The sequence below is a fragment of the Streptomyces sp. NPDC055955 genome (assembly GCF_042270245.1).
Classification (GTDB): domain Bacteria; phylum Actinomycetota; class Actinomycetes; order Streptomycetales; family Streptomycetaceae; genus Streptomyces.
The window spans coordinates 16,050-42,549 of the sequence record NZ_JBHJYS010000028.1; the positions used below are offsets into that span (position 1 = coordinate 16,050).

At 69.6% G+C, this 26,500-nt stretch carries 21 protein-coding genes; 2 read left to right on the forward strand and 19 right to left on the reverse strand.

The genetic code is table 11. The features are described 5' to 3' along the window. Nucleotides 1–23 precede the first annotated feature (23 nt). A complete protein-coding gene (locus ACFC96_RS39235; protein WP_376617097.1) occupies nucleotides 24–1,235 on the reverse strand; it encodes a M20 family metallopeptidase in 1,212 nt (403 codons plus the stop codon). 176 nt (nucleotides 1,236–1,411) lie between these two features. On the opposite strand from ACFC96_RS39235, the gene ACFC96_RS39240 reads away from it, so the two are divergent. Continuing rightward, on the forward strand, nucleotides 1,412–2,959 hold the full coding sequence (locus tag ACFC96_RS39240; RefSeq protein WP_376617099.1) for an AbgT family transporter: 1,548 nt from the start codon (nucleotides 1,412–1,414) through the stop codon (nucleotides 2,957–2,959). Between the two features lie 15 nt (nucleotides 2,960–2,974). Here the strand turns inward: ACFC96_RS39240 and recQ are convergent, their stop codons facing one another. The 15 genes from recQ to ACFC96_RS39315 all read right to left on the reverse strand — a co-directional run bounded on the left by recQ (nucleotide 2,975) and on the right by ACFC96_RS39315 (nucleotide 21,177). Further along, nucleotides 2,975–4,960 (reverse strand): DNA helicase RecQ, encoded by a 1,986-nt coding sequence (recQ, locus tag ACFC96_RS39245; protein ID WP_376617101.1) that lies wholly within the window; start codon nucleotides 4,958–4,960, stop codon nucleotides 2,975–2,977. 231 nt (nucleotides 4,961–5,191) lie between these two features. Continuing rightward, nucleotides 5,192–6,856: an NADH-quinone oxidoreductase subunit NuoN gene (gene nuoN / locus ACFC96_RS39250; protein ID WP_376617103.1), complete on the reverse strand. Its 1,665-nt coding sequence runs from the start codon at nucleotides 6,854–6,856 to the stop codon at nucleotides 5,192–5,194. Further along, nucleotides 6,853–8,424 (reverse strand): NADH-quinone oxidoreductase subunit M, encoded by a 1,572-nt coding sequence (locus ACFC96_RS39255; protein ID WP_376617105.1) that lies wholly within the window; start codon nucleotides 8,422–8,424, stop codon nucleotides 6,853–6,855. The genes nuoN and ACFC96_RS39255 overlap by 4 nt, the downstream gene beginning before the upstream one ends. A gap of 5 nt (nucleotides 8,425–8,429) precedes the next feature. After that, nucleotides 8,430–10,355, reverse strand: a complete 1,926-nt coding sequence (nuoL, locus tag ACFC96_RS39260; protein ID WP_376265729.1) for an NADH-quinone oxidoreductase subunit L — start codon at nucleotides 10,353–10,355, stop codon at nucleotides 8,430–8,432. A gap of 14 nt (nucleotides 10,356–10,369) precedes the next feature. Then, nucleotides 10,370–10,669, reverse strand: a complete 300-nt coding sequence (nuoK, locus tag ACFC96_RS39265) for an NADH-quinone oxidoreductase subunit NuoK (RefSeq protein ID WP_100598032.1) — start codon at nucleotides 10,667–10,669, stop codon at nucleotides 10,370–10,372. After that, nucleotides 10,666–11,490, reverse strand: coding sequence for an NADH-quinone oxidoreductase subunit J (locus ACFC96_RS39270; RefSeq protein WP_376265731.1), 825 nt, complete (start codon nucleotides 11,488–11,490; stop codon nucleotides 10,666–10,668). Before ACFC96_RS39270 ends, nuoK begins: the two co-directional genes overlap by 4 nt. Continuing rightward, on the reverse strand, nucleotides 11,487–12,098 hold the full coding sequence (nuoI, locus tag ACFC96_RS39275) for an NADH-quinone oxidoreductase subunit NuoI (protein ID WP_227296714.1): 612 nt from the start codon (nucleotides 12,096–12,098) through the stop codon (nucleotides 11,487–11,489). Before nuoI ends, ACFC96_RS39270 begins: the two co-directional genes overlap by 4 nt. Continuing rightward, a complete protein-coding gene (gene nuoH, locus ACFC96_RS39280; RefSeq protein WP_376265736.1) occupies nucleotides 12,091–13,473 on the reverse strand; it encodes an NADH-quinone oxidoreductase subunit NuoH in 1,383 nt (460 codons plus the stop codon). The genes nuoI and nuoH overlap by 8 nt, the downstream gene beginning before the upstream one ends. Next, nucleotides 13,470–15,968: an NADH-quinone oxidoreductase subunit G gene (locus ACFC96_RS39285; protein ID WP_376265739.1), complete on the reverse strand. Its 2,499-nt coding sequence runs from the start codon at nucleotides 15,966–15,968 to the stop codon at nucleotides 13,470–13,472. Before ACFC96_RS39285 ends, nuoH begins: the two co-directional genes overlap by 4 nt. After that, nucleotides 15,965–17,320 (reverse strand): NADH-quinone oxidoreductase subunit NuoF, encoded by a 1,356-nt coding sequence (gene nuoF, locus ACFC96_RS39290; RefSeq protein ID WP_376265742.1) that lies wholly within the window; start codon nucleotides 17,318–17,320, stop codon nucleotides 15,965–15,967. The genes ACFC96_RS39285 and nuoF overlap by 4 nt, the downstream gene beginning before the upstream one ends. Beyond that, a complete protein-coding gene (gene nuoE / locus ACFC96_RS39295) occupies nucleotides 17,317–18,195 on the reverse strand; it encodes an NADH-quinone oxidoreductase subunit NuoE (RefSeq protein WP_376265745.1) in 879 nt (292 codons plus the stop codon). The genes nuoF and nuoE overlap by 4 nt, the downstream gene beginning before the upstream one ends. Beyond that, nucleotides 18,192–19,514 (reverse strand): NADH-quinone oxidoreductase subunit D, encoded by a 1,323-nt coding sequence (locus ACFC96_RS39300; RefSeq protein WP_266673186.1) that lies wholly within the window; start codon nucleotides 19,512–19,514, stop codon nucleotides 18,192–18,194. Before ACFC96_RS39300 ends, nuoE begins: the two co-directional genes overlap by 4 nt. Beyond that, nucleotides 19,514–20,254: an NADH-quinone oxidoreductase subunit C gene (locus ACFC96_RS39305; protein ID WP_266673184.1), complete on the reverse strand. Its 741-nt coding sequence runs from the start codon at nucleotides 20,252–20,254 to the stop codon at nucleotides 19,514–19,516. The genes ACFC96_RS39300 and ACFC96_RS39305 overlap by 1 nt, the downstream gene beginning before the upstream one ends. Continuing rightward, nucleotides 20,251–20,805: an NADH-quinone oxidoreductase subunit B family protein gene (locus ACFC96_RS39310; protein WP_006133126.1), complete on the reverse strand. Its 555-nt coding sequence runs from the start codon at nucleotides 20,803–20,805 to the stop codon at nucleotides 20,251–20,253. The genes ACFC96_RS39305 and ACFC96_RS39310 overlap by 4 nt, the downstream gene beginning before the upstream one ends. 12 nt (nucleotides 20,806–20,817) lie before the next feature. Beyond that, the gene (locus ACFC96_RS39315; RefSeq protein WP_007383963.1) at nucleotides 20,818–21,177 is read right to left on the reverse strand and encodes an NADH-quinone oxidoreductase subunit A; all 360 of its coding nucleotides are present in this window, start codon (nucleotides 21,175–21,177) and stop codon (nucleotides 20,818–20,820) included. Between the two features lie 715 nt (nucleotides 21,178–21,892). On the opposite strand from ACFC96_RS39315, the gene ACFC96_RS39320 reads away from it, so the two are divergent. After that, nucleotides 21,893–22,696 carry a C40 family peptidase gene (locus tag ACFC96_RS39320; RefSeq protein ID WP_376265749.1) on the forward strand — a complete coding sequence of 268 codons (804 nt, stop codon included), beginning with the start codon at nucleotides 21,893–21,895 and terminating at the stop codon, nucleotides 22,694–22,696. A 123-nt stretch (nucleotides 22,697–22,819) separates the two neighbouring features. Here the strand turns inward: ACFC96_RS39320 and ACFC96_RS39325 are convergent, their stop codons facing one another. The 3 genes from ACFC96_RS39325 to ACFC96_RS39335 form a co-directional block, all read right to left on the reverse strand. Further along, nucleotides 22,820–24,628, reverse strand: coding sequence for an FAD-dependent oxidoreductase (locus tag ACFC96_RS39325; protein WP_376617107.1), 1,809 nt, complete (start codon nucleotides 24,626–24,628; stop codon nucleotides 22,820–22,822). Between the two features lie 109 nt (nucleotides 24,629–24,737). Next, nucleotides 24,738–25,064 carry a putative quinol monooxygenase gene (locus ACFC96_RS39330; RefSeq protein ID WP_116511241.1) on the reverse strand — a complete coding sequence of 109 codons (327 nt, stop codon included), beginning with the start codon at nucleotides 25,062–25,064 and terminating at the stop codon, nucleotides 24,738–24,740. An 86-nt stretch (nucleotides 25,065–25,150) separates the two neighbouring features. Continuing rightward, nucleotides 25,151–26,434, reverse strand: a complete 1,284-nt coding sequence (locus tag ACFC96_RS39335) for a geranylgeranyl reductase family protein (RefSeq protein WP_376265755.1) — start codon at nucleotides 26,432–26,434, stop codon at nucleotides 25,151–25,153. Between the last annotated feature and the right edge of the window lie 66 nt (nucleotides 26,435–26,500).

Here is a 26,500-nt window from a genome sequence, read left to right on the forward strand (position 1 = left end):
CCCGGCCGGGGCACCCGGGCCGGTCAGGCCCCGTCGAACTCCGCCCGGGCCGCCGCCAGGAACACCGGGTCCGCCGCCAGGTCCAGGACCACCCGGGCCAGGCCCGTCGCGGCGATCTGCGCGCGGTCATGTGCGAAGCCGGTGGCCGCCGCCTCACGCATCGCCTCGGAGTGGCTGGGCGTGCCGTGCGGCGCGATCTGCACATAAGGGTGAATGACGGGCACGAGCTGCGACAGATTACCGATGTCGGACGATCCCGCCGGGGTGTCCGGGTCGCCGGGCACGATGTCGGCGAGGCCGAGGCCGCGCACCGTGTCCCCGAAGCGCTCGGCCATCACGGAGTTGTTGCGCCGGTCCGCGTACATGGGCCCGGTCTCCGCCAGCTCGGCCTCGGTCTCGGTGGCGAGCGCCGCGCCCAGGGCGGCCTTGCGCACCCGCTCGACCAGCACCTCGGCGGAAGCCGCCGTCCGGTCACGCACATAGAGGTCGACCGAGGCGTGGGCGGGCACCACGTTCGGGGCCTGCCCGCCGTCCGTGACGATCCCGTGCACGCGGGCCGTGGGCGGCATGAACTGGCGCATCGCGTCGAGCGCCTGGAGGAAGAGCTGGGCGGCCGCCAGCGCGCTGCGCCCCTCCCACGGCGACTTCGCGGCGTGCGCGCTGACGCCCGTGAAGTCTGCCCGCAGGTGCGCGGCGGCAAGGCCGTGCCGGGCGGTCAGGGAGCGGTCGGCGGGGTGGAACATCACCGCCGCGTCGACTCCCTCGAAGACTCCCGCGTCGGCGAGCCGGATCTTGCCCGCGCCGCCCATCTCCTCGCCGGGCGTGCCGATCACCGCGATCGTGCCCGGGTGGTCGGGCATGGCGCGCACGGCCGCGATCGCCGCCGCGGCCCCGCCCGCCGCGATGAGGTTGTGTCCGCACCCGTGCCCGATCCCGGGCAGCGCGTCGTACTCCGCGAGCACGGCGACGTACGGGCCCGGCGTCCCTGTCCGGTGCACCGCGACGAACGCCGTCTCCATTCCTCCGGCGGGCGACTCGACGGTGAAGCCCTCCTCTCCGAGCCACCCGGTGAGTACGTCCCGCGCGTGGAACTCGGCGAACTTCAGTTCCGGTCGCCGGTGCACGGCCCGGCTCACCTCCTCCATACGAAGGCGCAGTGCGGTCAGCTCCGCGGTGAGCGTCTCGGTCGAGGCGGCCGTGGCGGCGGGGGCGGGGATGGGGGAAGCGGCGGGCACGAGGGCTCCTGACGTGCTGATGAGCTGGGTCCTACGTCGAGACTGCGGCCGGCGTCCCACGCCTCGGCCCGGATTACCGCACGCCAGGTAACCCTGGTCAGACTCCTTCCTGCTGCTCGTAGGGTCGCCGCACCGCAGACCACCCCCCAGCAGACGTACGACAGAAGGAGGGACCGATGGCAGCCGTGGACGCCCCTGCCGCAGCACCCGCGCCCCCGCACGGATTCATGAGATTCCTGGGCGGGATCGAACGGGCGGGCAATCGCCTGCCGCACCCCTTCTGGCTCTTCTGGATCCTGTTCGCCGTCACAGCCGTCGCGAGCTGGGGCATGGCCGAGGGCGCGCTCGGCGTCGCCGACCCGGGCACCGGCAAGCTGGTCGCCGTGCGGACCGTGCTCACCGTGGACGGTGCCCGCGAGTTCCTCTCCTCCGTCGAGCAGAACTTCGTCACGTTCGGGCCGCTCGGCACGGTCACGATCGTGATGCTCGGCGTGGCGGTCGCGGAGCGCACCGGCCTGTTCGAGGCGCTCGCCGTGAAGTCGCTGTCGCGGGTCTCGGCGAAGTACGTGGTGCTCGCCGTCGCCCTCGCCGGCGCCCTGTCGAAGTTCCTCTCCGACTCGGCCTACATCATCCTGATCCCACTCGGCGCGATCGCGTTCCAGACCGTGGGCCGCTCCCCCGTCCTCGGCATGATCGTCGCGTTCGTCTCCATCAACGCGGCCGGAGACGCCAACCCCCTCATCGCCCCCGGCGACGCGGCCTTCGCCGCGATGGCGACCGAGGCCGCCCAGACCGTCTCCCCGCACACCTCCGTGCGCCCGACGGACAACATGTACTTCACGACCGTCTCGGCGATCGTCCTCGCGCTCGTCATCACCTACGTCACCGAGAAGATCCTGGCCCGCCGGGAACACACGCTGCTGCCCGACGACGCCGAGGCCGCAGTCGAATCGGCCCGCCCGGCTCCCGGCTCCCGCGAGATACGGGCGCTGAAGCTCACCGGCGTTGCCGCGCTTGCCTATTGGGGTCTGGTCACGCTCGCCTTGCTGCCCCGGAGCTCGCCACTGCGTGCCCCCGACGGCGCGATCGTCGAATCCCCGCTCTTCGACAACATCGCCGTCTTCCTCGCCCTGTTCTTCCTGGTCATCGGCTTCGTCTACGGACGCCTGACCGGGGCCATCGGCTCCAACCACGACGTGCCCGCCTTCATGGCGGACGGCCTGCGCTCCATCGCACCGCTGCTCGTGATCTTCTTCGCGGTCTCGCAGTTCGTGGCGCTGTTCAAATGGACCAACATCGGTACGTACGTCGCCGTGCGCGGCGCCGACGTCATCCGCGACGCGGGCGCTCCGACGCTCGTCCTCTTCGCCCTCCTCATCGCCGCCGTCGCCTGCATGAACCTGCTGATCACCAGCGGGCAGGCGCTGTGGGCCCTTGTCGCGCCCGTCCTCGTGCCGATGCTGATGCTGCTGCACATCAGCCCCGCGACGACCATGGCGCTGTATCGGATCGCGGACTCCTGCACGAACTCCATCACCCCGATGTCGACGACCTTCATGCTGACCGTCGGCTTCATCCAGACCCGCAAGAAGCGGGCCGGGATCGGGACGCTCGTCTCCTGCACGCTGCCGGTGGCGCTCAGCATGCTCGTCGTGTGGACGGTCCTGTTCTTCGTGTGGTGGCTGCTGGGGATCCCGCTGGGGCCGGGGGCACCCGTGCGATGACGGGCTGAGGCACCGTCACCAGTCGATGTCGTCGGGTTCCGGCTCCGGCTCGTGCTCGGGCCAGTGCTCTTCCGGCGCCGCCGCCTCCGTGGCGGCGCCGGAGCCGGTCGGGGTCGAGTCGCCGCCGGAACCGGCGCCGTCCAGGCCCGCCAGGACCTCGAGGACACCCTCGCCCCACGTCGCCAGCTTCTTCTCGCCGACGCCGCCGATCGCGCCCAACTGGCCGATGGACGTGGGGTGCTGGACGGCGATCTCCTTGAGCGTCGCGTCGTGGAAGATGACGTACGCCGGGACCCCGTTCTCCTTCGCCTGCGCGCCGCGCCACGCGCGCAGTGCCTCGAAGACGGGCAGCAACTGCTCCGGCAGGTCCGCCGCGGGCGACTTCGCCTTGCGATCGCGCGAGGCCGAGCGGGACGTGGCGGGCCGGGGCGCCTCCTTGCGCAGCCGCACCTCCCGCTGCCGCCCGAGGACACTCCCACTGTCCTCGGTGAGCACCAGCGTCCCGTACTCACCCTCGACGGCGATGAGCCCCTGGGCCAGCAACTGCCTCACCACGCCCCGCCATTCGGCCTCGCTCAGGTCCTCGCCGATGCCGAAGACGGAGAGCTGGTCGTGGTCGAACTGGATGACCTTGGCCGTGCGCCGGCCCATCAGGATGTCGATGATCTGACCCGCGCCGAACTTCTGTCTGCGCTCCCGGTCGAGGCGCACCACCGTGGAGAGGATCTTCTGCGCGGCGACGGTGCCGTCCCAGGTCTCCGGCGGCGAGAGGCACGTGTCGCAGTTGCCGCAGCCGGCCGTCTGCGACTCCTGCCCGAAGTACATGAGCAACTGGGACCTGCGGCACTGCGCCGTCTCGCACAGCGCCAGCATGGCGTCGAGGTGGGACCCCGCCCGGCGCCGGAACGCCTCGTCGCCCTCCCCCGTGTTGATCAGCTTCCGCTGCTGGACGACGTCCTGCAGCCCGTACGCCATCCAGGCCGTGGACGCGAGCCCGTCACGCCCGGCGCGGCCCGTCTCCTGGTAGTAGCCCTCGACCGACTTCGGGAGGTCGAGATGCGCGACGAACCGGACGTCGGGCTTGTCGATGCCCATGCCGAACGCGATGGTCGCGCAGACGACCAGGCCCTCCTCGCGCAGGAAGCGGGACTGGTGCGCCGCGCGGGTGCCCGCGTCGAGACCCGCGTGGTACGGGACCGCCTCGATGCCGTTCCGGCTGAGGAACTCGGCCGTCGCCTCCACCGACTTGCGCGACAGGCAGTACACGATGCCCGCGTCGCCCTCGTGCTCCTGCTTGAGGAAGCTGAGGAGCTGCTTCTTCGGGTCGGCCTTCGGCACGATCCGGTACTGGATGTTGGGCCGGTCGAAGCTCGCCACGAAGTGCTTCGCGTCCGGCATGCCCAGGCGCTGGGTGATCTCCTGGTGCGTGGCGTGTGTCGCGGTCGCCGTGAGCGCGATGCGCGGGACGTCCGGCCAGCGCCGGCCGAGGACGGACAGGGCCAGGTAGTCCGGGCGGAAGTCGTGCCCCCACTGCGCCACACAGTGCGCCTCGTCGATCGCGAAGACGGAGATCCTGCCGCGGGAGAGCAGGTCGAGCGTGGAGTCGAGGCGCAGCCGCTCCGGCGCCAGATAGATGACGTCCAGCTCGCCCGCGAGAAACTCGGCCTCGACGGTGCGGCGCTCGTCGAAGTCCTGCGTCGAGTTCATGAACCCGGCGCGGACGCCGAGAGCGCGCAGCGCGTCCACCTGGTCCTGCATGAGGGCGATGAGGGGCGAGATCACGACGCCCGTGCCGGGCCTGACCAGGGCCGGGATCTGGTAGCACAGGGACTTTCCGCCGCCGGTCGGCATCAGGACGACGGCGTCCCCGCCGTCCACGACATGGTCGATGATCGCTTCCTGCTCACCGCGGAACGCGTCATATCCGAAGACGCGGTGCAGCGTCTCCAGCGCGCCGCCGCGCATCGCCGTCGCCACGCCGGGCTCCGTCACCTCGCTCATGCCACCGATCCCATTCATCGCCCTGTCCCCCGTACGTCCATGCTGTGTGGTTCGACCACTGCTGCCACGATAGGGCTCCGCACCGACAGCCCGAAAAGTTATCCACAGGCTGGGGGCGAAGTCACCTCCCGGCCCGGGCCCCGGGGACGCGCCCTCCACCGCGGCTCGGAACGCCTCCGCCCGGCGCCCCCTCGCGGGGACACCGGGCGGTGACGACCGTACGCGGCGCGGTTACCGTACGAACACGCTCGCCTGGTTCGCCAGGTCCAGGAAGTACTGCGGCGCGAGGCCCAGCACCACCGTGACCGCCACTCCCATCGCGATCGTGGTCATGGTGAGCGGCGAGGGCACGGCGACCGTCGGGCCGTCCGCCTTCGGCTCGCTGAAGAACATGAGCACGATCACACGGATGTAGAAGAACGCCGCGATGGCCGACGAGATCACACCGACCACGACGAGCGCGCCCGCGCCGCCCTCCGCCGCTGCCTTGAACACGGCGAACTTTCCGGCGAAGCCCGAGGTCAGCGGGATGCCGGCGAAGGCGAGCAGGAACACCGCGAAGACGGCCGCGACCAGCGGCGAGCGGCGCCCGAGACCCGCCCACTTCGACAGGTGCGTGGCCTCGCCGCCCGCGTCCCTGACCAGCGTCACCACGGCGAACGCGCCGACGGTCACGAACGAGTACGCGCCCAGGTAGAAGAGCACGGCCGAGATGCCGTCGGGCGTCGTGGCGATGACACCGGCGAGGATGAATCCGGCGTGCGCGATCGACGAGTACGCGAGGAGCCGCTTGATGTCGGTCTGGGTGATGGCGACGATCGCGCCGCCCAGCATCGTGATGATCGCGACGGCCCACATGACCGGCCGCCAGTCCCAGCGCAGGCCGGGCAGGACGACGTACAGGAGCCGCAGGAGGGCGCCGAAGGCGGCGACCTTCGTGGCGGCCGCCATGAAGCCCGTGACCGGCGTGGGCGCGCCCTGGTAGACGTCCGGGGTCCACATGTGGAACGGCACGGCGCCGACCTTGAACAGCAGACCCATGACGACCATGGCGACGCCGATGAGCAGCAGCGCGTCGTTCCCCATGGTGTCGGCGAGCGCCGGGTCGATGTTCTGGATCGACCCGTCCACGACGTCGGCGATCGTCGCGTACGACACCGAGCCCGCGTACCCGTACAGGAGGGCGATGCCGAACAGGGTGAACGCCGAGGCGAAGGCACCGAGGAGGAAGTACTTGACCGCCGCCTCCTGCGACATGAGCCGCTTGCGGCGGGCCACGGCGCACAGGAGGTAGAGCGGCAGGGAGAAGACCTCCAGGGCGATGAACAGCGTCAGCAGGTCGTTCGCCGAGGGGAAGACCAGCATGCCGCCGATCGCGAAGAGCGCGAGCGGGAACACCTCGGTGGTGGTGAACCCGGCCTTCACGGCGGCCTTCTCGCTGTCGCTGCCGGGCACGGCCGAGGCCTGCGCGGCGAACGAGTCGACGCGGTTGCCGTGCGCCTCCGGGTCCAGGCGGCGCTCGGCGAAGGTGAAGATCGCGACGAGGCCGGTCAGCAGGATCACGCCCTGGAGGAACAGGGCCGGGCCGTCGACGGAGATCGCGCCCATGGCCGCGATGTGCGCCTTCGTGGTGCCGTACCCGCCGGCCGCGAGTCCGACCACCGCGGCGAACGCGGCGGCCAGGGCGACGACGGCGAGGAACACCTGGACGTAGTAACGGGACTTGCGCGGCAGGAACGCCTCGACAAGGACCCCGAGGACCGCCGCCCCGATGACGATCAGGGTGGGCGACAATTGGCCGTACTCGATCTTCGGCGCGTTGATCTTCGAGATTTGTTCCTTGAGCGGCGACGTGGCCGCCGTTGTCCACAGGCTGTGGACGGCTGCTGCGCTCACTTGGCCGCCTCCACCGCTGGCTTCGGGTCCTTCTCGTGTACGTCGGACAGGGTCTGCTTGACCGCCGGGTTCACCAGATCGGTGACCGGCTTCGGGTAGACGCCCAGGAAGATCAGCACGGCGATCAGCGGGACGACCACCGCGAGTTCACGCACCCGCAGGTCCGGCAGGGCCGAGACCTCCGGCTTCACCGGGCCCGTCATCGTCCGCTGGTAGAGGACGAGCGTGTAGAGCGCGGCGAGCACGATGCCGAAGGTCGCGATGATCCCGATCACCGGGTAGCGCGAGAACGTGCCGACCAGGACCAGGAATTCACTCACGAAGGGCGCGAGGCCCGGCAGCGAGAGGGTCGCGAGGCCGCCGATCAGGAACGTGCCGGCGAGCACCGGGGCGACCTTCTGCACGCCTCCGTAGTCCGCGATCAGGCGCGAGCCGCGGCGCGAGATCAGGAAGCCCGCCACCAGCATCAGGGCGGCCGTCGAGATCCCGTGGTTGACCATGTAGAGCGTCGCGCCCGACTGGCCCTGGCTCGTCATCGCGAAGATGCCGAGGACGATGAACCCGAAGTGCGAGATCGACGCGTACGCCACCAGGCGCTTGATGTCCCGCTGACCGACCGCGAGCAGCGCACCGTAGACGATGCTGATGAGGGCCAGTACGAGGATGACCGGCGTCGCCCACTTCGACGCCTCCGGGAAGAGCTGGAGGCAGAAGCGGAGCATCGCGAACGTGCCGACCTTGTCGACCACCGCCGTGATGAGGACGGCGACCGGGGCGGTGGCCTCCCCCATCGCGTTCGGCAGCCAGGTGTGCAGCGGCCACAGCGGCGCCTTCACCGCGAAGGCGAAGAAGAAGCCGAGGAAGAGCCAGCGCTCGGTGCTGGTCGCCATGTGCAGCGAACCGTTCGCCCGCGCGGCGACGATCTCCTGGAGCGAGAAGTTCCCCGCCACCACGTAGAGACCGATCACGGCCGCCAGCATGATGAGGCCGCCGACGAGGTTGTAGAGGAGGAACTTCACGGCGGCGTATGAGCGTTGGGTCGCTGCGTTCTCGTCGCTGCCCGAGTGGGCGCGGTCTCCGAAGCCGCCGATGAGGAAGTACATCGGGATGAGCATGGCTTCGAAGAAGATGTAGAAGAGGAAGACGTCGGTGGCCTCGAAGGAGATGATCACCATCGCCTCGACACCGAGGATCAGGGCGAAGAAGCCCTGCGTCGGCCGCCACCTCGAACTCCCGGTCTCCTGCGGGTCGGCGTCGTGCCAGCCCGCGAGGATCACGAACGGGATCAGGAGGGCGGTGAGCGCGATGAGCGCCACCGCGATGCCGTCCACACCCAGCTCGTACCGCACCCCGAAGTCCTTGATCCAGGGGTGGGATTCGGTGAGCTGGTAGCGGGCACCGCCGGGCTCGAAGCGCACGAGCACGACCGCGGCCAGCACGAGCGTGGCGACCGAGACGAGCAGCGCGAGCCACTTCGCCGCCGTGCGCCGCGCGGCCGGGACGGCAGCCGTGGCGATGGCTCCCACGGCGGGGAGCACCGCCGTCGCTGTCAGCAGAGGAAAGGACATTGCTATCAGACCGCCCTCATCAGCAGGGTCGCGGCGACGATGAGTGCCGCACCGCCGAACATCGAGACGGCGTACGAGCGGGCGTAGCCGTTCTGGAGCTTGCGCAGCCGGCCGGAGAGCCCGCCGACCGAGGCCGCCGTCCCGTTGACCACTCCGTCGACCAGGGTGTGGTCGACGTAGACCAGGGAGCGGGTGAGGTGCTCGCCGCCGCGCACCAGGACCACGTGGTTGAAGTCGTCCTGGAGCAGGTCACGGCGGGCGGCCCGGGTGAGCAACGAGCCGCGCGGGGCGACGACGGGGACCGGGCGGCGGCCGTACTGGAGGTAGGCCACGACCACGCCGACCACCAGGACCACCATGGTGGCCGCGGTGACGGTCGTGGCGCTGATCGGCGCGTCCCCGTGGCTGTGCCCGGTGACCGGCTCCAGCCACTGCAGGAAGCGGTCACCGATGCTGAAGAAGCCACCCGCGAAGACGGATCCGAACGCGAGCACGATCATCGGGATCGTCATGGACTTCGGCGACTCGTGCGGGTGCGGCTCGTGGCCCGACCCCGCGGCGGAGCCGCTGTCAGACGCTGTCGGCTGCCAGCGCTTCTCACCGAAGAACGTCATGATCATCACGCGCGTCATGTAGTACGCGGTGATGGCCGCGCCGAGCAGGGCCACCGAGCCGAGGATCCACCCCTCCGTGCCGCCCTTCGCGAACGCGGCCTCGATGATCTTGTCCTTGGAGAAGAAGCCGGACAGACCAGGGAAGCCGATGATCGCGAGATAGCCGAGCCCGAACGTGACGAACGTGACCGGCATGTACTTCCTGAGGGCGCCGTACTTCCTCATGTCCACCTCGTCGTTCATGCCGTGCATGACCGAACCGGCGCCGAGGAAGAGGCCCGCCTTGAAGAAGCCGTGCGTCACGAGGTGCATGATCGCGAAGACGTAGCCGATGGGGCCGAGGCCCGCGGCCAGCACCATGTAGCCGATCTGCGACATCGTCGAGCCGGCCAGCGCCTTCTTGATGTCGTCCTTCGCGCAACCGACGATCGCACCGAACAGGAGCGTGACCGATCCGACGATGACGACGACGAGCTGCGCGTCCGGCGACGCGTTGAACACCGTGCTGGAACGGACGATCAGATAGACACCTGCGGTCACCATGGTCGCGGCGTGGATGAGGGCGGAGACCGGGGTCGGGCCCTCCATCGCGTCACCGAGCCAGGACTGCAGCGGCACCTGGGCGGACTTGCCGCACGCGGCGAGCAGCAGCATCAGGGCGATGCCCGTCAGCGTCGCGCCGCCGCCCTGGTGCTCCCCCGCCGCCTTCAGGACCGGCGCGAAGGCGAACGTCCCGAACGTCGTGAACATCAGCATGATGGCGATCGACAGGCCCATGTCGCCGACGCGGTTGACCAGGAAGGCCTTCTTCGCCGCGGTGGCCGCGCTGGGCTTGTGCTGCCAGAAGCCGATCAGGAGGTACGAGGCGAGGCCCACACCCTCCCAGCCGACGTACAGGAGGAGGTAGTTGTCGGCGAGGACCAGGAGGAGCATCGCCGCGAGGAACAGGTTCAGGTAGCCGAAGAAGCGGCGGCGCCGCTCGTCGTGCTCCATGTACCCGATCGAGTAGATGTGGATCAGCGTGCCCACACCGGAGATCAGGAGCACGAACGTCATCGACAGCTGGTCCAGCTGGAAGGAGACGTCCGCCTGGAAGCCCTCGACCGGGATCCAGCTGAACAGGTGCTGGGTGAAGGTGCGGTCGTCGGCGCTCTTGCCGAGCATGTCGGTGAAGAGGAGGACGCCGATGACGAAGGAGGCGGCCGAGAGCAGCGTGCCGAGCAGATGGCCCACACGGTCCAACCGCCGTCCGCCGCACAGCAGTACGGCCGCTCCGAGCAGTGGCGCCGCTACCAGCAGCGCAATCAGGTTTTCCACTGTGCAGCGACCCCTTACAGCTTCATCAGGCTGGCGTCGTCGACCGAGGCCGAGTGGCGGGAACGGAACAGCGACACGATGATCGCGAGCCCGACCACGACCTCCGCGGCGGCGACGACCATCGTGAAGAAGGCGATGATCTGGCCGTCGAGATTGCCGTGCATCCGGGAGAACGCGACGAACGCGAGGTTGCACGCGTTGAGCATCAGCTCGACGCACATGAACAGCACGATCGCGTTCCGCCTGATGAGCACGCCGGTGGCGCCGATCGTGAACAACAGGGCGGCGAGATAGAGGTAGTTGACCGGATTCACTTCGACGCCTCCTCGGTCCGCTCAAGGCGCTCGGCCGAGCGCTGCTCCAGGGCCTTCAGGTCACCGAGCGCCTCGTCCGACACGTCGCGGATCTGGCCGCGCTCGCGCAGCGTCTGCATGACCGTGAGCTCCGACGGGGTGCCGTCGGGGAGCAGGCCCGCGATGTCGACCGCGTTGTGCCGGGCGTAGACACCCGGGGCGGGCAGCGGCGGCAGGTGCTTGCCCTCGCGCACACGCTGCTCGGACATCTCGCGCTGCGTCCTGGCCCGCTCGACGCGCTCGCGGTGCGTGAGCACCATGGCTCCGAGGGTGGCCGTGATCAGCAGGGCGCCGGTGATCTCGAAGGCGAAGACGTACTTCGTGAAGATGAGGGCGGCGAGCCCTTCCACGTTTCCGCCCGCGTTCGCCTTGCCCAGTCCGACGAACTGGTGGAGCGAGGCGTTCCCGATGCCCGCGAGGAGCAGGATCCCGAAGCCGAGTCCGCACAGCAGGGCCAGCCAGCGCTGCCCCTTGATGGTCTCCTTCAGGGAGTCGGCCGCGGTGACGCCGACGAGCATGACCACGAAGAGGAACAGCATCATGATCGCGCCGGTGTAGACGATGATCTGGACGACGCCCAGGAAGTACGCGCCGTTGGCCAGGTAGAAGACCGCCAGGACGATCATGGTCCCGGCGAGACACAGCGCGCTGTGCACCGCCTTCCTCATCAGGACCGTGCACAGGGCACCGATGACGGCGACCGTGCCGAGGACCCAGAACTGGAAGGCCTCACCGGTGGAGGTGTCGGCGGCAAGCGTGGCCGCGGCGGCGAGCCGGCTCATGCCTCCGCCCCCTCGGGTTCGGGCTTCTCGCCCTTGGAGACGGCGACCTGACGCACCGTGCCAGGCGCGGCCTCCGTGACCAGCCCCCGGTAGTAGTCCTGCTCGTCCGTGCCGGGGAAGATCGAGTGGGGCGATTCGACCATGCCCTCCTCGAGCCCGGCGAGCAGCTGCTCCTTGGTGTAGATCAGGTTCTCGCGGCTGCTGTCGGCGAGCTCGAACTCGTTCGTCATCGTCAGCGCGCGCGTGGGGCACGCCTCGATGCACAGGCCGCACAGGATGCAGCGGGCGTAGTTGATCTGGTAGACGCGGCCGTACCGCTCGCCCGGCGAGTAGCGCTCCTCGTCGGTGTTGTCCGCGCCCTCCACGTAGATGGCGTCCGCGGGACAGGCCCAGGCGCACAACTCGCAGCCGATGCACTTCTCCAGGCCGTCCGGATGACGGTTGAGCTGGTGCCGGCCGTGGAAGCGCGGGGCCGTGGTCTTGGGCTGCTCCGGGTACTGCTCCGTCAGCCGCTTCTTGAACATGGCCTTGAAGGTCACGCCGAAGCCGGCCACGGGGTTCTGGAAGCCGGGCTTGGTCTGCCCGCCCTCCGTCGACTCCTCAGCCATGGGACGCCTCCTTTCCGTCACGAGGACCCTCACCGGTTCCGTCACCGGCAGTATCCGGTCCGCCACTGACAATCAACTCCCGCTCGCCGCGCGGGCGTCGGCGCGGCACGGCCGGCGGGGTCTGGCCTGGCAGCGGCGGAACCGGGAAGCCGCCTGCCATCGGGTCGAAGGCCGCGGCGCGTTCGGCCGCCTCCTGTGCCTCGCGTTCCTTGCCCCCGCGGTCCCTGAAGATGTCGACGAGGAACGAGAGCAGCAGCAGCGCGAGGACTCCGCCGCCCACGTACAGGGCGATGGAGGCGAAGTCGTAGTTCTCGTTGCGCAGGGTCCGCACGGTGGCGACGAGCATCAGCCAGACCACGGAGACCGGGATGAGGACCTTCCAGCCGAGCTTCATCAGCTGGTCGTAGCGCACGCGCGGGAGCGTGCCGCGCAGCCAGATGAAGAAGAACAGCAGCAGCTGGACCTTGATGACGAACCAGAGCATCGGCCACCAGCCGTGGTTCGCGCCCTCCCAGAAGGTGGACACCGGCCACGGGGCCCGCCAGCCGCCCAGGAAGAGCGTCACCGACACGGCCGAGACCGTCACCATGTTCACGTACTCGGCGAGCATGAACAGCGCGAACTTGATCGACGAGTACTCGGTGTTGAAGCCGCCGACGAGGTCGCCCTCGGACTCCGGCATGTCGAACGGCGCACGGTTCGTCTCGCCGACCATCGTCACGATGTAGATGAGGAACGAGACCGGCAGGAGCACGATGTACCAGCGGTCGTGCTGCTGGGCGACGATCTCCGAGGTGGACATCGACCCGGAGTAGAGGAAGACCGAGGCGAACGCCGCGCCCATCGCGATCTCGTACGAGATCATCTGGGCGCAGGACCGCAGACCACCCAGCAAGGGGTAGGTCGATCCGGAACTCCACCCCGCGAGCACGATGCCGTAGATGCCGACCGAGGCGACCGCCAGGATGTAGAGCATCGCGATCGGCAGGTCGGTGAGCTGCATCGTGGTGCGGTGGCCGAAGATCGAGACCTCGTTGCCGGAGGGCCCGAAGGGGATCACGGCGATCGCCATGAAGGCCGGGATCGCGGCGACGACCGGGGCCAGGATGTAGACCACCTTGTCGGCGCGCTTGACGACGACGTCTTCCTTCAGCATCAGCTTGATGCCGTCGGCCAGCGACTGGAGCATGCCCCAGGGGCCGTGCCGGTTGGGGCCGATGCGCAGCTGCATCCAGGCGACGACCTTGCGCTCCCACACGATGGAGAAGAGCACGGTCACCATCAGGAAGGCGAAGCAGAAGACCGCCTTGATCGCGACCAGCCACCAGGGATCGCGGCCGAACAACGAGAGGTCTTCGAGAGCGAGCGGGATCATGACTGCACCTCCTTGGCCTCGTCGATGCCCGCGGGGCCGATCCGGACGAGCGTGCCGGGCACGGCCCCCGTGTCGGAGGCCACGCCCCCGCCGGTGGAGTTCAGCGGAAGCCACACGACGCGGTCCGGCATCTCCGTGACCTGGAGCGGGAGTCGGGTCGTGCCCGCGGGTCCCGTGACGGCGAGCACGTCGCCGTCCTTGACGCCCGCCTCGGCGGCCGTGGCGGCCGACACGCGCGCGCGTGCCGCGTGCCGGGTGCCGGCGAGCGCGTCGTCGCCCTCCTGGAGGCGGCCCTGGTCGAGCAGCAGCCGGTGCCCCGCGAGGACGGCCTCACCGGACGCGGGCCGCGGCAGCTGCGTGGCCGACTCCAGCGCGTCCGTCGCGCGGGGCCCGCTCCAGCCGCCCAGGCGGTCGAGCTCCCCCCGCGCGGCCCGCAGGTCCGGCAGGCCCAGGTGTACGTCCATGGCGTCCGCGAGCATCTGGAGGACCCGCGCGTCGGCGGGCGCCAGGGAGCGCGTCATCTGGTCGGGCTTGAGCGCGGCCTCGAAGAGGCGCGCCCGGCCTTCCCAGTTGAGGAACGTGCCCGCCTTCTCGGCGACCGCGGCGACCGGGAGCACGACGTCCGCGTGGTCGGTGACCTCGCTGGGACGCTGCTCCAGGGAGACGACGAACGCCACCTCGTGCAGTGCTTCACGCGCGCGTGCCGGGTCCGGCAGGTCGGCGACCTCGACACCGGCGACGACCAGGGCCCGCAGCTCGCCGCCGGCGGCGGCCTCCACGATCTGGCCCGTGTCGCGCCCGTAGCGGTGCGGGAGTTCGGACACTCCCCAGGCGGCCGCGACCTCTTCCCGCGCGCGCGGGTCGGTGGCCGGGCGTCCGCCCGGAAGCAGCGACGGCAGCGCGCCCGCCTCGATCGCACCGCGCTCCCCGGCCCGGCGCGGAATCCACACCAGCTGGGCGCCGGTCGCCGTGGCGGCCCGTACGACGGCCGTCAGGGCGCCCGGCACGGCCGCGAGCCGCTCGCCGACGACGATGACGGCGCCCTCGGCACGCAGCGCCTGCGACGCCTCGGCGCCCCCGTCCTCCAGGCCGAAGCCGGAGGCGAGCGCGTCGAGCCACTCGGTCTCGGTGCCCGGAGCGGCCGGCAGCAGCGTGCCGCCCGCCTTCTCCAGACCCCGCGTCGCGAACGGGGCGAGCCCGAACGTCCGCTGGCCGTGGCCGCGCCACGCCTTGCGCAGCTTCAGGAAGACGCCGGGCGCCTCCTCCTCCGCCTCGATCCCGACGAGGAGCACGGCCGGCGCCTTCTCCAGGGACGTGTACGTGACCCCGACACCGTCGAGGTCGCGCCCGCGCCCCGCGACCCGCGCCGCGAGGAAGTCGGCCTCCTCGCTGCTGTGCACGCGCGCGCGGAAGTCGATGTCGTTCGTGTCGAGCGCCACGCGCGCGAACTTGCTGTACGCGTACGCGTCCTCGACGGTGAGCCGGCCACCGGTCAGGACCCCGGCGCGGCCGCGGGCCGACGAGAGACCCCGGGCCGCGACGTCCAGGGCCTCGGGCCAGGACGCGGGCTCCAGCACACCGTCCGCGTTGCGCACGAGCGGCGTGGTCAGCCGGTCGGGCTTCTGCGCGTAACGGAACCCGAAGCGGCCCTTGTCGCAGACCCACTCCTCGTTGACCTCGGGGTCCGGCGACGCGAGGCGCCGCATGACCTTGCCGCGCCGGTGGTCCGTGCGGGTCGCACAGCCGCCCGCGCAGTGCTCGCACACGCTGTGCGAAGACACGAGGTCGAAGGGCCGGGAGCGGAACCGGTACGCCGCCGAGGTCAGCGCGCCGACCGGACAGATCTGGATCGTGTTCCCGGAGAAGTACGACTCGAAGGGGTCGCCCTCGCCCGTGCCGACCTGCTGGAGCGCGCCGCGCTCGAGGAGCTCGATCATCGGGTCACCGGCGATCTGGTTGCTGAACCGCGTGCAGCGGGCGCAGAGCACACACCGCTCACGGTCGAGCAGGATCTGGGTCGAGATCGGGACCGGCTTCTCGAACGTCCGCTTCTTCCCGTCGAAGCGGGAGTCGGACTGGCCGTGCGACATGGCCTGGTTCTGCAGCGGGCACTCGCCGCCCTTGTCGCAGACCGGGCAGTCCAGCGGGTGGTTGATGAGGAGCAGCTCCATCACACCGCGCTGTGCCTTCTCGGCGACGGGCGAGCTGAGCTGGCTCTTGACCACCATGCCGTCGGTGCAGGTGATGGTGCAGGACGCCATCGGCTTGCGCTGGCCCTCGACCTCGACGATGCACTGGCGGCAGGCGCCGGCCGGGTCGAGCAGGGGGTGGTCGCAGAAGCGGGGGATCTCGATGCCGAGCTGTTCGGCGGCGCGGATGACCAGGGTGCCCTTGGGCACGCTGATCCCGATGCCGTCGATCGTCAGCGAGACGAGATCTTCCGGCGGCACCGCCGCCTCGCCGCCCCCGGAGGGAGCGCCTGTGGTTACCGTCATGCGTTCACCTCCGTGCGCTGGTCCGCCCAAGCGGTCGACTTGGCGGGGTCGAAGGGGCAGCCCTTGCCCGTGATGTGCTGCTCGTACTCCTCGCGGAAGTACTTGAGCGAGGAGAAGATCGGGGACGCGGCGCCGTCGCCGAGCGCGCAGAACGACTTGCCGTTGATGTTGTCGGCGATGTCGTTCAGCTTGTCGAGGTCGCTCATCGAGCCCTTGCCGGCCTCGATGTCCCGCAGCAACTGCACGAGCCAGTACGTCCCCTCACGGCACGGTGTGCACTTGCCGCAGGACTCGTGGGCGTAGAACTCGGTCCAGCGGGTGACCGCCCGCACGACGCACGTCGTCTCGTCGAAGCACTGGAGCGCCTTCGTGCCGAGCATCGATCCCGCGGCGCCCACGCCCTCGTAGTCGAGGGGCACGTCGAGGTGCTCGTCGGTGAACATCGGGGTCGAGCTTCCGCCGGGAGTCCAGAACTTGAGGCGGTGGCCCGGGCGCATGCCGCCGCTCATGTCGAGGAGCTGGCGCAGCGTGATGCCGAGCGGCGCCTCGTACTGGCCGGGGTTGGTGACGTGCCCGCTGAGCGAGTACAGCGTGAAGCCCGGGGACTTCTCGCTGCCCATCGACTTGAACCAGTCCTTGCCGCGATGCAGGATCGCGGGAACCGACGCGATGGACTCGACGTTGTTGACGACAGTGGGGCACGCGTAGAGCCCCGCGACCGCGGGGAAGGGGGGTCGGAGCCGCGGCTGGCCACGGCGGCCTTCCAGCGAGTCGAGCAGTGCGGTCTCCTCGCCACAGATGTACGCGCCCGCGCCCGCGTGCACCGTGAGTTCGAGGTTCAGCCCACTGCCCAGCACGTTCTCGCCGAGGTAGCCCGCCGCGTAGGCCTCCCGTACGGCCTCGTGGAGCCGTCGCAGTACGGGGACGGCCTCGCCCCGCAGATAGATGAAGGCGTGCGAAGAGCGGATCGCGTAGCACGCGATCACGATCCCCTCGATGAGGGAATGCGGGTTCGCGAAGAGGAGCGGGATGTCCTTGCAGGTCCCCGGCTCCGACTCGTCGGCGTTGACCACCAGATAGTGCGGTTTGCCGTCGCCCTGCGGAATGAACTGCCACTTCATTCCGGTGGGGAAGCCCGCGCCGCCACGGCCGCGCAGGCCGGAGTCCTTCACATAGGCGATCAGGTCGTCCGGCGACATGGCGAGGGCCTTGCGCAGACCCTCGTAGCCGTCGTGCCGCCGGTAGACGTCCAGGGACCAGGACTTGTCCTCGTCCCAGAACGCCGAAAGTACCGGCGCGAGCAGCTTCTCGGGGCTGGTGTCGTTGTCGATCTCGGCTGCCAAGGTCATCACTCCCCCTCCTCGGCGACAGGGCCCGCCGGGTGGGCCGGATCGGAGGACGACGTGTCCTGGGGCGCATCGTGCGAGCTCAGGTGCTCGGCGGGCGACGCCTCGTGCGGTGGCGCGTCGCCGACGTCCCCGTGGGGACCTCCGTCGCGCGGATGGACCACGCGCGCGGGGGCGGCCTCGCCCCTGGCGAGACGCAGGCCGATCAGCGAGGCAGGTCCCGCGCTGCCGCTCGCCTCGACGGCACCGGGCCGCTCGTCCGGGAAGCCGGCGAGGATCCGCGCGGTCTCCTTGTACGTGCACAGGGGAGCGCCGCGGGTGGGTTCGACCTGCGTGCCCGCGCGCAGGTCGTCGACCAGCCGCTTCGCGCTGCCCACCGTCTGGTTGTCGAAGAACTCCCAGTTGACCATCACGACGGGCGCGAAGTCGCAGGCCGCGTTGCACTCGATGTGCTCGAGGGTGACCTTGCCGTCCTCGGTGGTCCCGCCGTTGCCGACGCCCAGGTGCTCCTGGAGGGCCTCGAAGATGGCGTCGCCGCCCATCACGGCGCACAGCGTGTTCGTGCAGACCCCGACCTGGTAGTCGCCGCTCGGCTTGCGCCGGTACATCGTGTAGAAGGTCGCGACGGCGGTGACCTCGGCGGTGGTCAGGCCCAGCATGTCGGCGCAGAACTGCATGCCCGTGCGCGTGACATGGCCCTCCTCCGACTGCACGAGGTGCAGCAGCGGGAGGAGCGCGGAGCGCGATCCCGGGTAGCGGGCGATGATCTCGCGCGCGTCCGTCTCGAGCCGGGCTCGGACGTCGTCCGGGTAGTCGGGCGCGGGCAGTTGGGGCATGCCCAGGCTGACGCCCTGGCCCTGCTCGGAAGGAGTGGTGGTCACCGGTCGACGCCTCCCATCACGGGGTCGATGGACGCGACGGCGACGATGACGTCGGCGACCTGGCCGCCCTCGCACATCGCCGCCATGGCCTGAAGGTTGGTGAAAGACGGGTCGCGGTAGTGGACCCGGTAGGGACGGGTGCCGCCGTCGGACACGACGTGCACCCCCAGCTCCCCCTTGGGGGATTCGACGGCGGAGTACGCCTGCCCGGCGGGGACCCGGAAGCCCTCGGTCACCAGCTTGAAGTGGTGGATCAGGGACTCCATGGAGGTGCCCATGATCTGCTTGATGTGGTCGAGCGAGTTGCCGAGTCCGTCCGGGCCGAGCGCGAGCTGCGCCGGCCAGGCGATCTTCTTGTCGGCGACCATGACCGGGCCCGGGGCGAGCCGGTCCAGGCACTGTTCGACGATGCGCAGCGACTGGCGCATCTCCTCCAGGCGGATCAGGAAGCGTCCGTAGGAGTCGCAGGTGTCGGCGGTCGGGACCTCGAAGTCGTAGTTCTCGTAGCCGCAGTACGGCTGCGACTTGCGCAGGTCGTGCGGGAGGCCCGCCGAGCGCAGGATCGGTCCGGTGGCGCCGAGGGCCATGCAGCCGGTGAGGTCGAGATAGCCGACGTCCTGCATGCGGGCCTTGAAGATGGGGTTCCCGGTGGCGAGCTTGTCGTACTCGGGAAGGTTCTTCGACATCTTCTTCACGAACTCGCGGATCTGGTCCACCGCGCCGGGCGGCAGGTCCTGGGCGAGTCCGCCGGGCCGGATGTACGCGTGGTTCATGCGCAGGCCGGTGATGAGTTCGTAGATATCGAGAATGAGTTCACGATCGCGGAAGCCGTAGATCATGATCGTCGTGGCGCCGAGCTCCATGCCGCCGGTGGCGATGGCGACCAGGTGCGAGGACATCCGGTTCAGCTCCATCAGGAGCACTCGGATGATCGACGCCCGGTCGGGGATCTCGCCCTCGATACCGAGGAGCTTCTCGACCGCGAGGCAGTAGGCCGTCTCGTTGAAGAACGGCGTCAGGTAGTCCATGCGCGTCACGAACGTGGTGCCCTGCGTCCACGTGCGGTACTCGAGGTTCTTCTCGATGCCGGTGTGCAGATAGCCGATGCCGCAGCGGGCCTCGGTGACCGTCTCGCCGTCGATCTCCAGGATCAGCCGGAGCACGCCGTGCGTGGACGGGTGCTGCGGGCCCATGTTGACGATGATGCGCTCGTCGTCGGCCTTGGCCGCGGACTGGACGACCTCGTCCCAGTCGCCACCGGTGACCGTGTACACGGTCCCCTCGGTCGTCTCGCGCGGCGATGCAGAAGGAGTAGACATCAGGAGTACGACCTCCGCTGGTCCGGAGCCGGGATCTGGGCGCCCTTGTACTCGACGGGGATGCCGCCGAGGGGGTAGTCCTTGCGCTGCGGGAAGCCCTGCCAGTCGTCCGGCATCATGATCCGCGTCAGCGCCGGGTGGCCGTCGAAGACCAGACCGAAGAAGTCGTACGTCTCGCGCTCGTGCCAGTCGTTCGTCGGATAGACGGCGACCAGCGACGGGACGTGCGGATCCGCGTCGGGGGCGCTGACCTCGAGGCGGATCAGGCGATTGTGGGTGATCGAGCGCAGGTGGTAGACGGCGTGCAGCTCACGGCCCTTGTCGTCCGGGTAGTGCACCCCGCTCACGCCCGTGCAGAGCTCGAAGCGCAGAGCCGGGTCGTCGCGCAGGGTCCGGGCGACGCGCACCAGGTACTCGCGTTCGATGTGGAAGGTGAGCTCGTCGCGGTCGACGACGGTCTTGTCGATCGCGTTCTCGGGGACGAGGCCCTGTTCCTCCAGGGCCCCCTCCAGCTCGTCGGCCACCTCGTCGAACCAGCCGCCGTACGGCCGCGAGGCGGCGCCCGGCAGCCGTACGGAGCGGACGAGGCCGCCGTATCCCGACGTGTCGCCGCCGTTGTTGGCGCCGAACATGCCGCGCTGGACGCGGATCTCCTCGCCCTGGTCGCCGCGCTGCCCCGGCAGGTTGGCCGCGCTGAGGTCCTTCTCGGGGTTGACCCCGTTGCTGTCCGCGTCGCTCACCGCAGCAGCCCCTTCATCTCGATCGTCGGGAGCGCCTTGAGCGCCGCTTCCTCCGCCTCGCGGGCCGCCTCCTCGGCGTTCACGCCGAGCTTGGAGGACTGGATCTTCTGATGGAGCTTGAGAATCGCGTCCATCAGCATCTCCGGTCGCGGCGGACAGCCGGGCAGGTAGATGTCCACAGGGACTACGTGGTCGACGCCCTGCACGATCGCGTAGTTGTTGAACATCCCGCCCGACGAGGCACACACGCCCATGGAGATGACCCACTTGGGGTTCGGCATCTGGTCGTAGACCTGCCGCAGGACGGGCGCCATCTTCTGGCTCACGCGCCCGGCCACGATCATCAGGTCCGCCTGCCGCGGCGAGCCGCGGAAGACCTCCATGCCGAAGCGCGCCAGGTCATAGCGACCGGCGCCCGTCGTCATCATCTCGATGGCGCAGCACGCCAGGCCGAACGTGGCGGGGAAGACGGATGACTTGCGCACCCAGCCCGCGGCCTGCTCGACGGTGGTCAGCAGAAAGCCGCTCGGCAGCTTTTCTTCGAGTCCCATGGCTAAGGCCCCTCAGTCCCATTCCAGGCCGCCGCGCCGCCATACGTACGCGTACGCGACGAAGACGGTGAGCACGAAGAGCAGCATCTCCACGAGCCCGAAAACACCCAGGGCGTCGAAGGTGACGGCCCAGGGGTAGAGGAAGACGATCTCGATGTCGAAGACGATGAAGAGCATCGCCGTCAGGTAGTACTTGATGGGGAAGCGCCCGCCGCCGGCCGGCGTGGGGGTCGGCTCGATACCGCATTCGTAGGCCTCGAGCTTGGCCCGGTTGTACCGCTTTGGACCGATAAGCGTGGCCATGACCACGGAGAAGATCGCAAAGCCTGCCCCGAGGGCTCCCAGTACGAGGATGGGCGCATACGCGTTCACCGCTCCTCGCTCCTCTCAGTCGGCGCTGACTGCTGGCGGATACGTCGGGCCCGCCCCCGCTCCCCCGCGAAGCCACCCCCCGACTGCACGAAGATCGCTCACATGTGAAGCAGGTCACAAGCCCAACTGCCCCGCATCCTATGCCTGCCGGTCTGTGATCTGCGACACGGGGTGCGCCAACAGCTTTGTGATCTCCACCACCTGACGAAGGATCATGAAGTCGGATGAGCGGTGATCTTCACACGCGAAGCGCCTGAGTGATCACCAGAGGTGACATCTTGGCTCGTTACCCCAGGTAGAAGCGTTGGTTCACTATCAAGAGGTGGCGCACGCAGGCAAATTGGCGCTGGACAGAACTGGCTGATAGTGGCCGCCGTTCACACATCCGAGGGAAAGGTGTGGACGTAAGTGGACGCGGGCACGCGCTCATGAGGAGCGCGCGACAGCGAAGGTGACCCCATTGTGACCTGTGCCACATGGACCGTTACCTGTTAGAAACCGGGCTTGGCCATCGGCATCAACGAGTGGTAGGTCGAGGGCAATTCGGGCGTATTACAGAAAGCCCGTGATCACAGCCTTGAGCAGCCCTGTCCGGATTGCCCGTTACGGCGTCAATAAAGGCCGCCACGCCCGGGATTCAAACGTTCACACGGCAACTGTGGCGCACCACACGTTTCTTGAAGGAACCGTGGAGGCCCTGATAGCGGTTGTACTCATGTCCCACACCGCTCACATACCCAGCCACCGGAAGCCCCGTCGCAGCGCGTCGAAAATCGCCCTGCGCGCCGGAGTTGCCGGTGGCGTCCTCAGCACCCTGGCAGTGGCCGGTGCGTCCGGCCCGGCGTTCGCCGCCGAGCCGGTGACCGAGACCATCGAGATGCCGACGATCACGGCGGACCTCTCCACTCAGGTCGCCCAGTCCGCGGACGCCACCCAGCAGGCCGCGAACTCGTACGCGCTGCAGGCCGAGCAGGACCTGGCCGTCGCGAAGGCCGCAAAGCAGGCCAAGGCGGACCAGGCCCTCGCGGAGAAGAAGGCGGAGGCCAAGAAGAAGGCCGAGGCCGAGGCGAAGCGCAAGGCCGAGGAAGCGCGTGCGTCGCGCTCCGCCGAGCGCACCACGCTCTCCACCGCCTCCGCGGCCTCCAAGGTCGCGGCCCCCGCCAGCGGCAGCGTCGCGTCCGTCATCGCCTTCCTGAAGGCGCAGCTCGGCGACGCGTACGTCATGGGCGGCACCGGCCCCAACTCCTGGGACTGCTCCGGCCTGACCCAGGCCGCGTTCGCGCAGGCCGGCGTCAGCCTGCCGCGCGTCTCGCAGGACCAGTCGACGGCCGGCACCCCGGTCTCCCTCGACAACCTGCAGGTCGGCGACCTCCTCTACTGGGGCGCCGCGGGCTCGGCGTACCACGTGGGCGTGTACATCGGTAACGGCCAGTACCTGGACGCCGCCAACCCCTCCAAGGGCGTCGTCATCCAGGACCTGTCCGGATACCCGGCGACCGGCGCGGTCCGCGTTCTCTGAGGTTCTCGCAGCGCATACAGGCGGACACACAGGTACGGCAGAGGCCGTCGCTCCCCCCGCTCGGGGTGCGGCGGCCTCTGCCGTACGGACGAGAAGGGCCGCGGGAAGGGCCGCGAAGGGGCCTCAGCCCAGATCGAAGGTGTTCGGCAGGCCGAGCCGGTAGCGGGCCTCGTCGACGCGTTTGAGGGGTTCGAGCTCGGGCGGCCGGTACAGCTCCCAGATCCGGCAGCGCTCGGCATCCGAATTGTCCTGGTCCAGGAGGGCGTTGACGGCCCGCCTGGCGGACTCGTTGGCACCTTCCATCGTGGCGAGGTCCACGTCGGTACGGACGTAGTCCCCGGCGAGGAAGAGGTTCGGCACCGCGGTGCGGGCCGTGGGGCGCAGGTGCCAGGTGCCGGTCGGGTGGATGAACAGCGGTTCGCGGTTGCCGGGAGCGGGCCCGCCGAGCCCCGTCACCGCCGGGTCCATGAACCAGGACAGCCGGTCCGCGTCCTCGATGAGCGCGCGCCCGCTGTCGTTGACGCCGTCCTTGAGCTGCGCCCAGCACTCCTCCACGATTTCCTCGCGGGTGCACTCCCGGGCCCGCTTTCCATAGAGAATGCCGGGAACATCCCATTCCGAGATGATCGTCGAGACGCAGTCGACGGCCCGCCCGTCGCCGTAGTCGGCGGCGAAGTCCCGCCCGTCCCAGAACTGCGCCTGGCCGATCGCCGTCACCGCCCATGGCGAGTCGAGGCAGTTGACGTGTCCGTGCACCAGCGGAACGGGCCGGCGCACATAGAACATGATCCCGGTCATCCAGTCCGTGCGGAGCCGGTCGCAGCGCGCGAGCTGCGGGTCGGCCGCGCGTAACGCGGCACCCCAGGTGGGCCGAGCGTGTTCGACGGGCATGGCCTGGACGTAGTAGTCGGCGGTGACGACGCGCTCGCGTCCGCCGTCGGGGTCGGTGATCCGGACGCCGGTGACGCGCCCGTCGGCGTAGAGCACCTCCCGTACGTCACTGGAGAACACGAACCCGACGCCGAGGGAGGCGAGGTGGGCGCGCCAGGGGTCGATCCACGCCTCGCTCGTGGGAGCGTTCAGGACGCGGTCGATGTCGGCGTCGGACCCGTCGAGGCCACGGCCGAGCAGCCCCCAGAGGATCAGCGCCTCGATGATGACGCGGCCGACCGTGCGGGTGGAGGCCTCCTGGGCGCGGGTGGCGACGAGATTGCGGGTCTGGCCGATGCCGAGGAGCGTGCGGTACTCCTCGCTGAAGTCGCCGGCGCGGATGAAGTCCCACCACGGCACGGCCTCCCACTCGCCCTCGCGGCGGGCTTCGCAGCTGGTGAGATGGACGAGGAGGCGGTTCGCGAAGTAGGCGACCTCATGCGCGGGCAGACGGGTCCCCGTGTCCAGGGCCGCCGTGATCTCGTCGCGCAGCCAGGTCGTCGTCAGATCGCCCGGGCGCGGTGGGGTCGTGGCACGCCGCAGCGGGAAGTGCAGGTCCGGGCGGCCCTCGTGGCGGGCGAAGAGTTCCTCGGTGGCGTTACGGAGATTGCCGCGCACACCGCCCGGACTGCCGGGGAACGGGATGCGGCGCATCGTGTCGGGCAGGTTCCGGTAGAAGCCGGGGAAGAAGCGGAAGCCGTGCTCGCCGGGGAGGGGTCTGCGACCTCCCGAGGCCGAGCCCGGTACGTCCATGGAGCGGGCCTTGCCGCCGAGGACGTCGTAGTACTCGTGGACCGTCACCGCGTAGCCGCGTTCGGCGAGTTCATGGGCCGCCGAGAGCCCGGAGACGCCGCCGCCGAGGACGGCGACGCTGGTGCCGGCACCGGCACCGGCGGCCGCCGTGGCGCCGGTCACCGGCAGCGCGGCGGCCCCGACCGCGGCGCCGGTGCCGGCCAGGATCCGTCTACGGGTCGGTCCGCCCGGTCCGGTGGAAGTGGTCATCCCCTGCCCCCTGACACATGTGACATGAATGCGTCAGGCTAGGGAGCCGGGGCGCGCTCGGTAACCCGGCGGGCGGCAGCGCCCACAGCACCCTCACATCGTCCGCACTTCAGCCCTTCGGGGACAGTTCACCCATAGGGCCCCAACTGCCTCCCGGAATCTCCGTGTTGATGATCTCCGGTACGGAGGCGATCAGACCGGACATCGTCTCCAGGCCGGCCTTGAAGTGGTCGGAGCCCACGTGCGCGGCTCCCGCGTCCCCGTCCCGGAAGCCTTCCAGGAGGACGTACTGGTTCGGGTCCTCGACGCTGCGGGACCAGTCGAAGAAGAGGTTGCCCTCCTCGGCGCGCGTGGCGCGGGTGAACTCGGCGGTGTGCTCCAGCCACGAGTCGGCGTACTCGGGCCGGGCGGTGAACTTCACGGCGATGAAAATCATGCATCCAGGGTGGCCCCCGCGGAGCGCGGGGGCCAAATCGGGCGAACCCCCGATCGCAGGAGTGCGTACGGGGCGTCGCCCGGACGTCACGCCTTCGGTGCCACCTTGCTCAGGCCGTTGATGATGCGGTCCATCGCGTCGCCGCCCGTCGGGTCGGTCAGGTTGGCGAGCATCTTCAGCGTGAACTTCATGAGCACCGGGTGCGTCAGGCCGCGCTGCGTCGCGATCTTCATGACCTTCGGGTTGCCGATGAGCTTCACGAAGGCGCGGCCGAGCGTGTAGTAGCCGCCGTAGGTGTCCTTGAGGACCTTCGGGTAGCGGTGGAGGGCGAGTTCGCGCTGGGCGTCGGTCGCGCGGGCGTGCGCCTGCACGATGACGTCGGCCGCGATCTGGCCGGACTCCATGGCGTACGCGATGCCCTCGCCGTTGAACGGGTTCACCATCCCGCCCGCGTCGCCGACCAGGAGCAGACCCTTGGTGTAGTGCGGCTGGCGGTTGAAGGCCATGGGCAGGGCGGCGCCGCGGATCGGCATCGTCATGTTGTCCGGGGTGTAGCCCCAGTCCTCCGGCATCGAGGCGCACCAGGCCTTCAGGACCTCGCGCCAGTCGAGCTCCTTGAACGCGGCGGAGGAGTCGAGGATGCCGAGGCCGACGTTCGACGTGCCGTCGCCCATGCCGAAGATCCAGCCGTAGCCGGGCAGCAGCCGGTCCTGGGCGCCGCGGCGATCCCACAGCTCCAGCCAGGACTCCAGGTAGTCGTCGTCGTGGCGCGGCGAGGTGAAGTACGTGCGGACGGCGACGCCCATCGGGCGGTCGTCGCGCCGGTGCAGGCCCATCGCGAGGGACAGCCGGGTCGAGTTGCCGTCCGCGGCGACGACGAGGGGCGCGTGGAAGGTGACTTCACGCTTCTCCTCACCGAGCTTGGCGTTGACGCCGGTGATGCGGCCCGTGCGGTCGTCGAGGATCGGGGCGCCGACGTTGCAGCGCTCGTACAGGCGCGCGCCCGCCTTCTGCGCCTGCCGGGCGAGCTGCTCGTCGAAGTCGTCGCGCTTGCGGACGAGTCCGTAGTCCGGGTAGGAGGCGAGATCCGGCCAGTCCAGCTGGAGCCGGACGCCGCCGCCGATGATCCGCAGGCCCTTGTTGCGCAGCCAGCCCGCCTCTTCGGAGATGTCGATACCCATCGACACGAGCTGCTTGGTGGCCCGCGGGGTGAGGCCGTCGCCGCACACCTTTTCCCTGGGGAACGCGGTCTTCTCCAGAAGGAGGACGTCGAGTCCGGCCTTGGCCAGGTAGTACGCGGTCGTCGAACCGGCTGGCCCGGCCCCGACGACGATCACATCTGCGCTGTGCTCGGAGAGGGGCTCGGTCACGGCGGGTTCTCCCGAAGACTCGAAATCTGCGTGCCGCACGGCACCGGATGTGGGCAGTCTATGCAG

Excerpts from the sequence above, each read along its gene's own strand:
- ACFC96_RS39300 (WP_266673186.1), bottom strand. The coding sequence starts at position 19,514 with ATGTCTACTCCTTCTGCATCGCCGCGCGAGACGACCGAGGGGACCGTG.
- ACFC96_RS39285 (WP_376265739.1), bottom strand. The coding sequence starts at position 15,968 with ATGACGGTAACCACAGGCGCTCCCTCCGGGGGCGGCGAGGCGGCGGTG.
- ACFC96_RS39255 (WP_376617105.1), bottom strand. The coding sequence starts at position 8,424 with ATGTCCTTTCCTCTGCTGACAGCGACGGCGGTGCTCCCCGCCGTGGGA.
- ACFC96_RS39320 (WP_376265749.1), top strand. The coding sequence starts at position 21,893 with ATGTCCCACACCGCTCACATACCCAGCCACCGGAAGCCCCGTCGCAGC.
- ACFC96_RS39270 (WP_376265731.1), bottom strand. The coding sequence starts at position 11,490 with ATGAGCCGGCTCGCCGCCGCGGCCACGCTTGCCGCCGACACCTCCACC.
- ACFC96_RS39325 (WP_376617107.1), bottom strand. The coding sequence starts at position 24,628 with ATGACCACTTCCACCGGACCGGGCGGACCGACCCGTAGACGGATCCTG.
- nuoI (WP_227296714.1), bottom strand. The coding sequence starts at position 12,098 with ATGGCTGAGGAGTCGACGGAGGGCGGGCAGACCAAGCCCGGCTTCCAG.
- ACFC96_RS39240 (WP_376617099.1), top strand. The coding sequence starts at position 1,412 with ATGGCAGCCGTGGACGCCCCTGCCGCAGCACCCGCGCCCCCGCACGGA.
- ACFC96_RS39330 (WP_116511241.1), bottom strand. The coding sequence starts at position 25,064 with ATGATTTTCATCGCCGTGAAGTTCACCGCCCGGCCCGAGTACGCCGAC.
- ACFC96_RS39310 (WP_006133126.1), bottom strand. The coding sequence starts at position 20,805 with ATGGGACTCGAAGAAAAGCTGCCGAGCGGCTTTCTGCTGACCACCGTC.
- nuoH (WP_376265736.1), bottom strand. The coding sequence starts at position 13,473 with ATGATCCCGCTCGCTCTCGAAGACCTCTCGTTGTTCGGCCGCGATCCC.
- recQ (WP_376617101.1), bottom strand. The coding sequence starts at position 4,960 with ATGAGCGAGGTGACGGAGCCCGGCGTGGCGACGGCGATGCGCGGCGGC.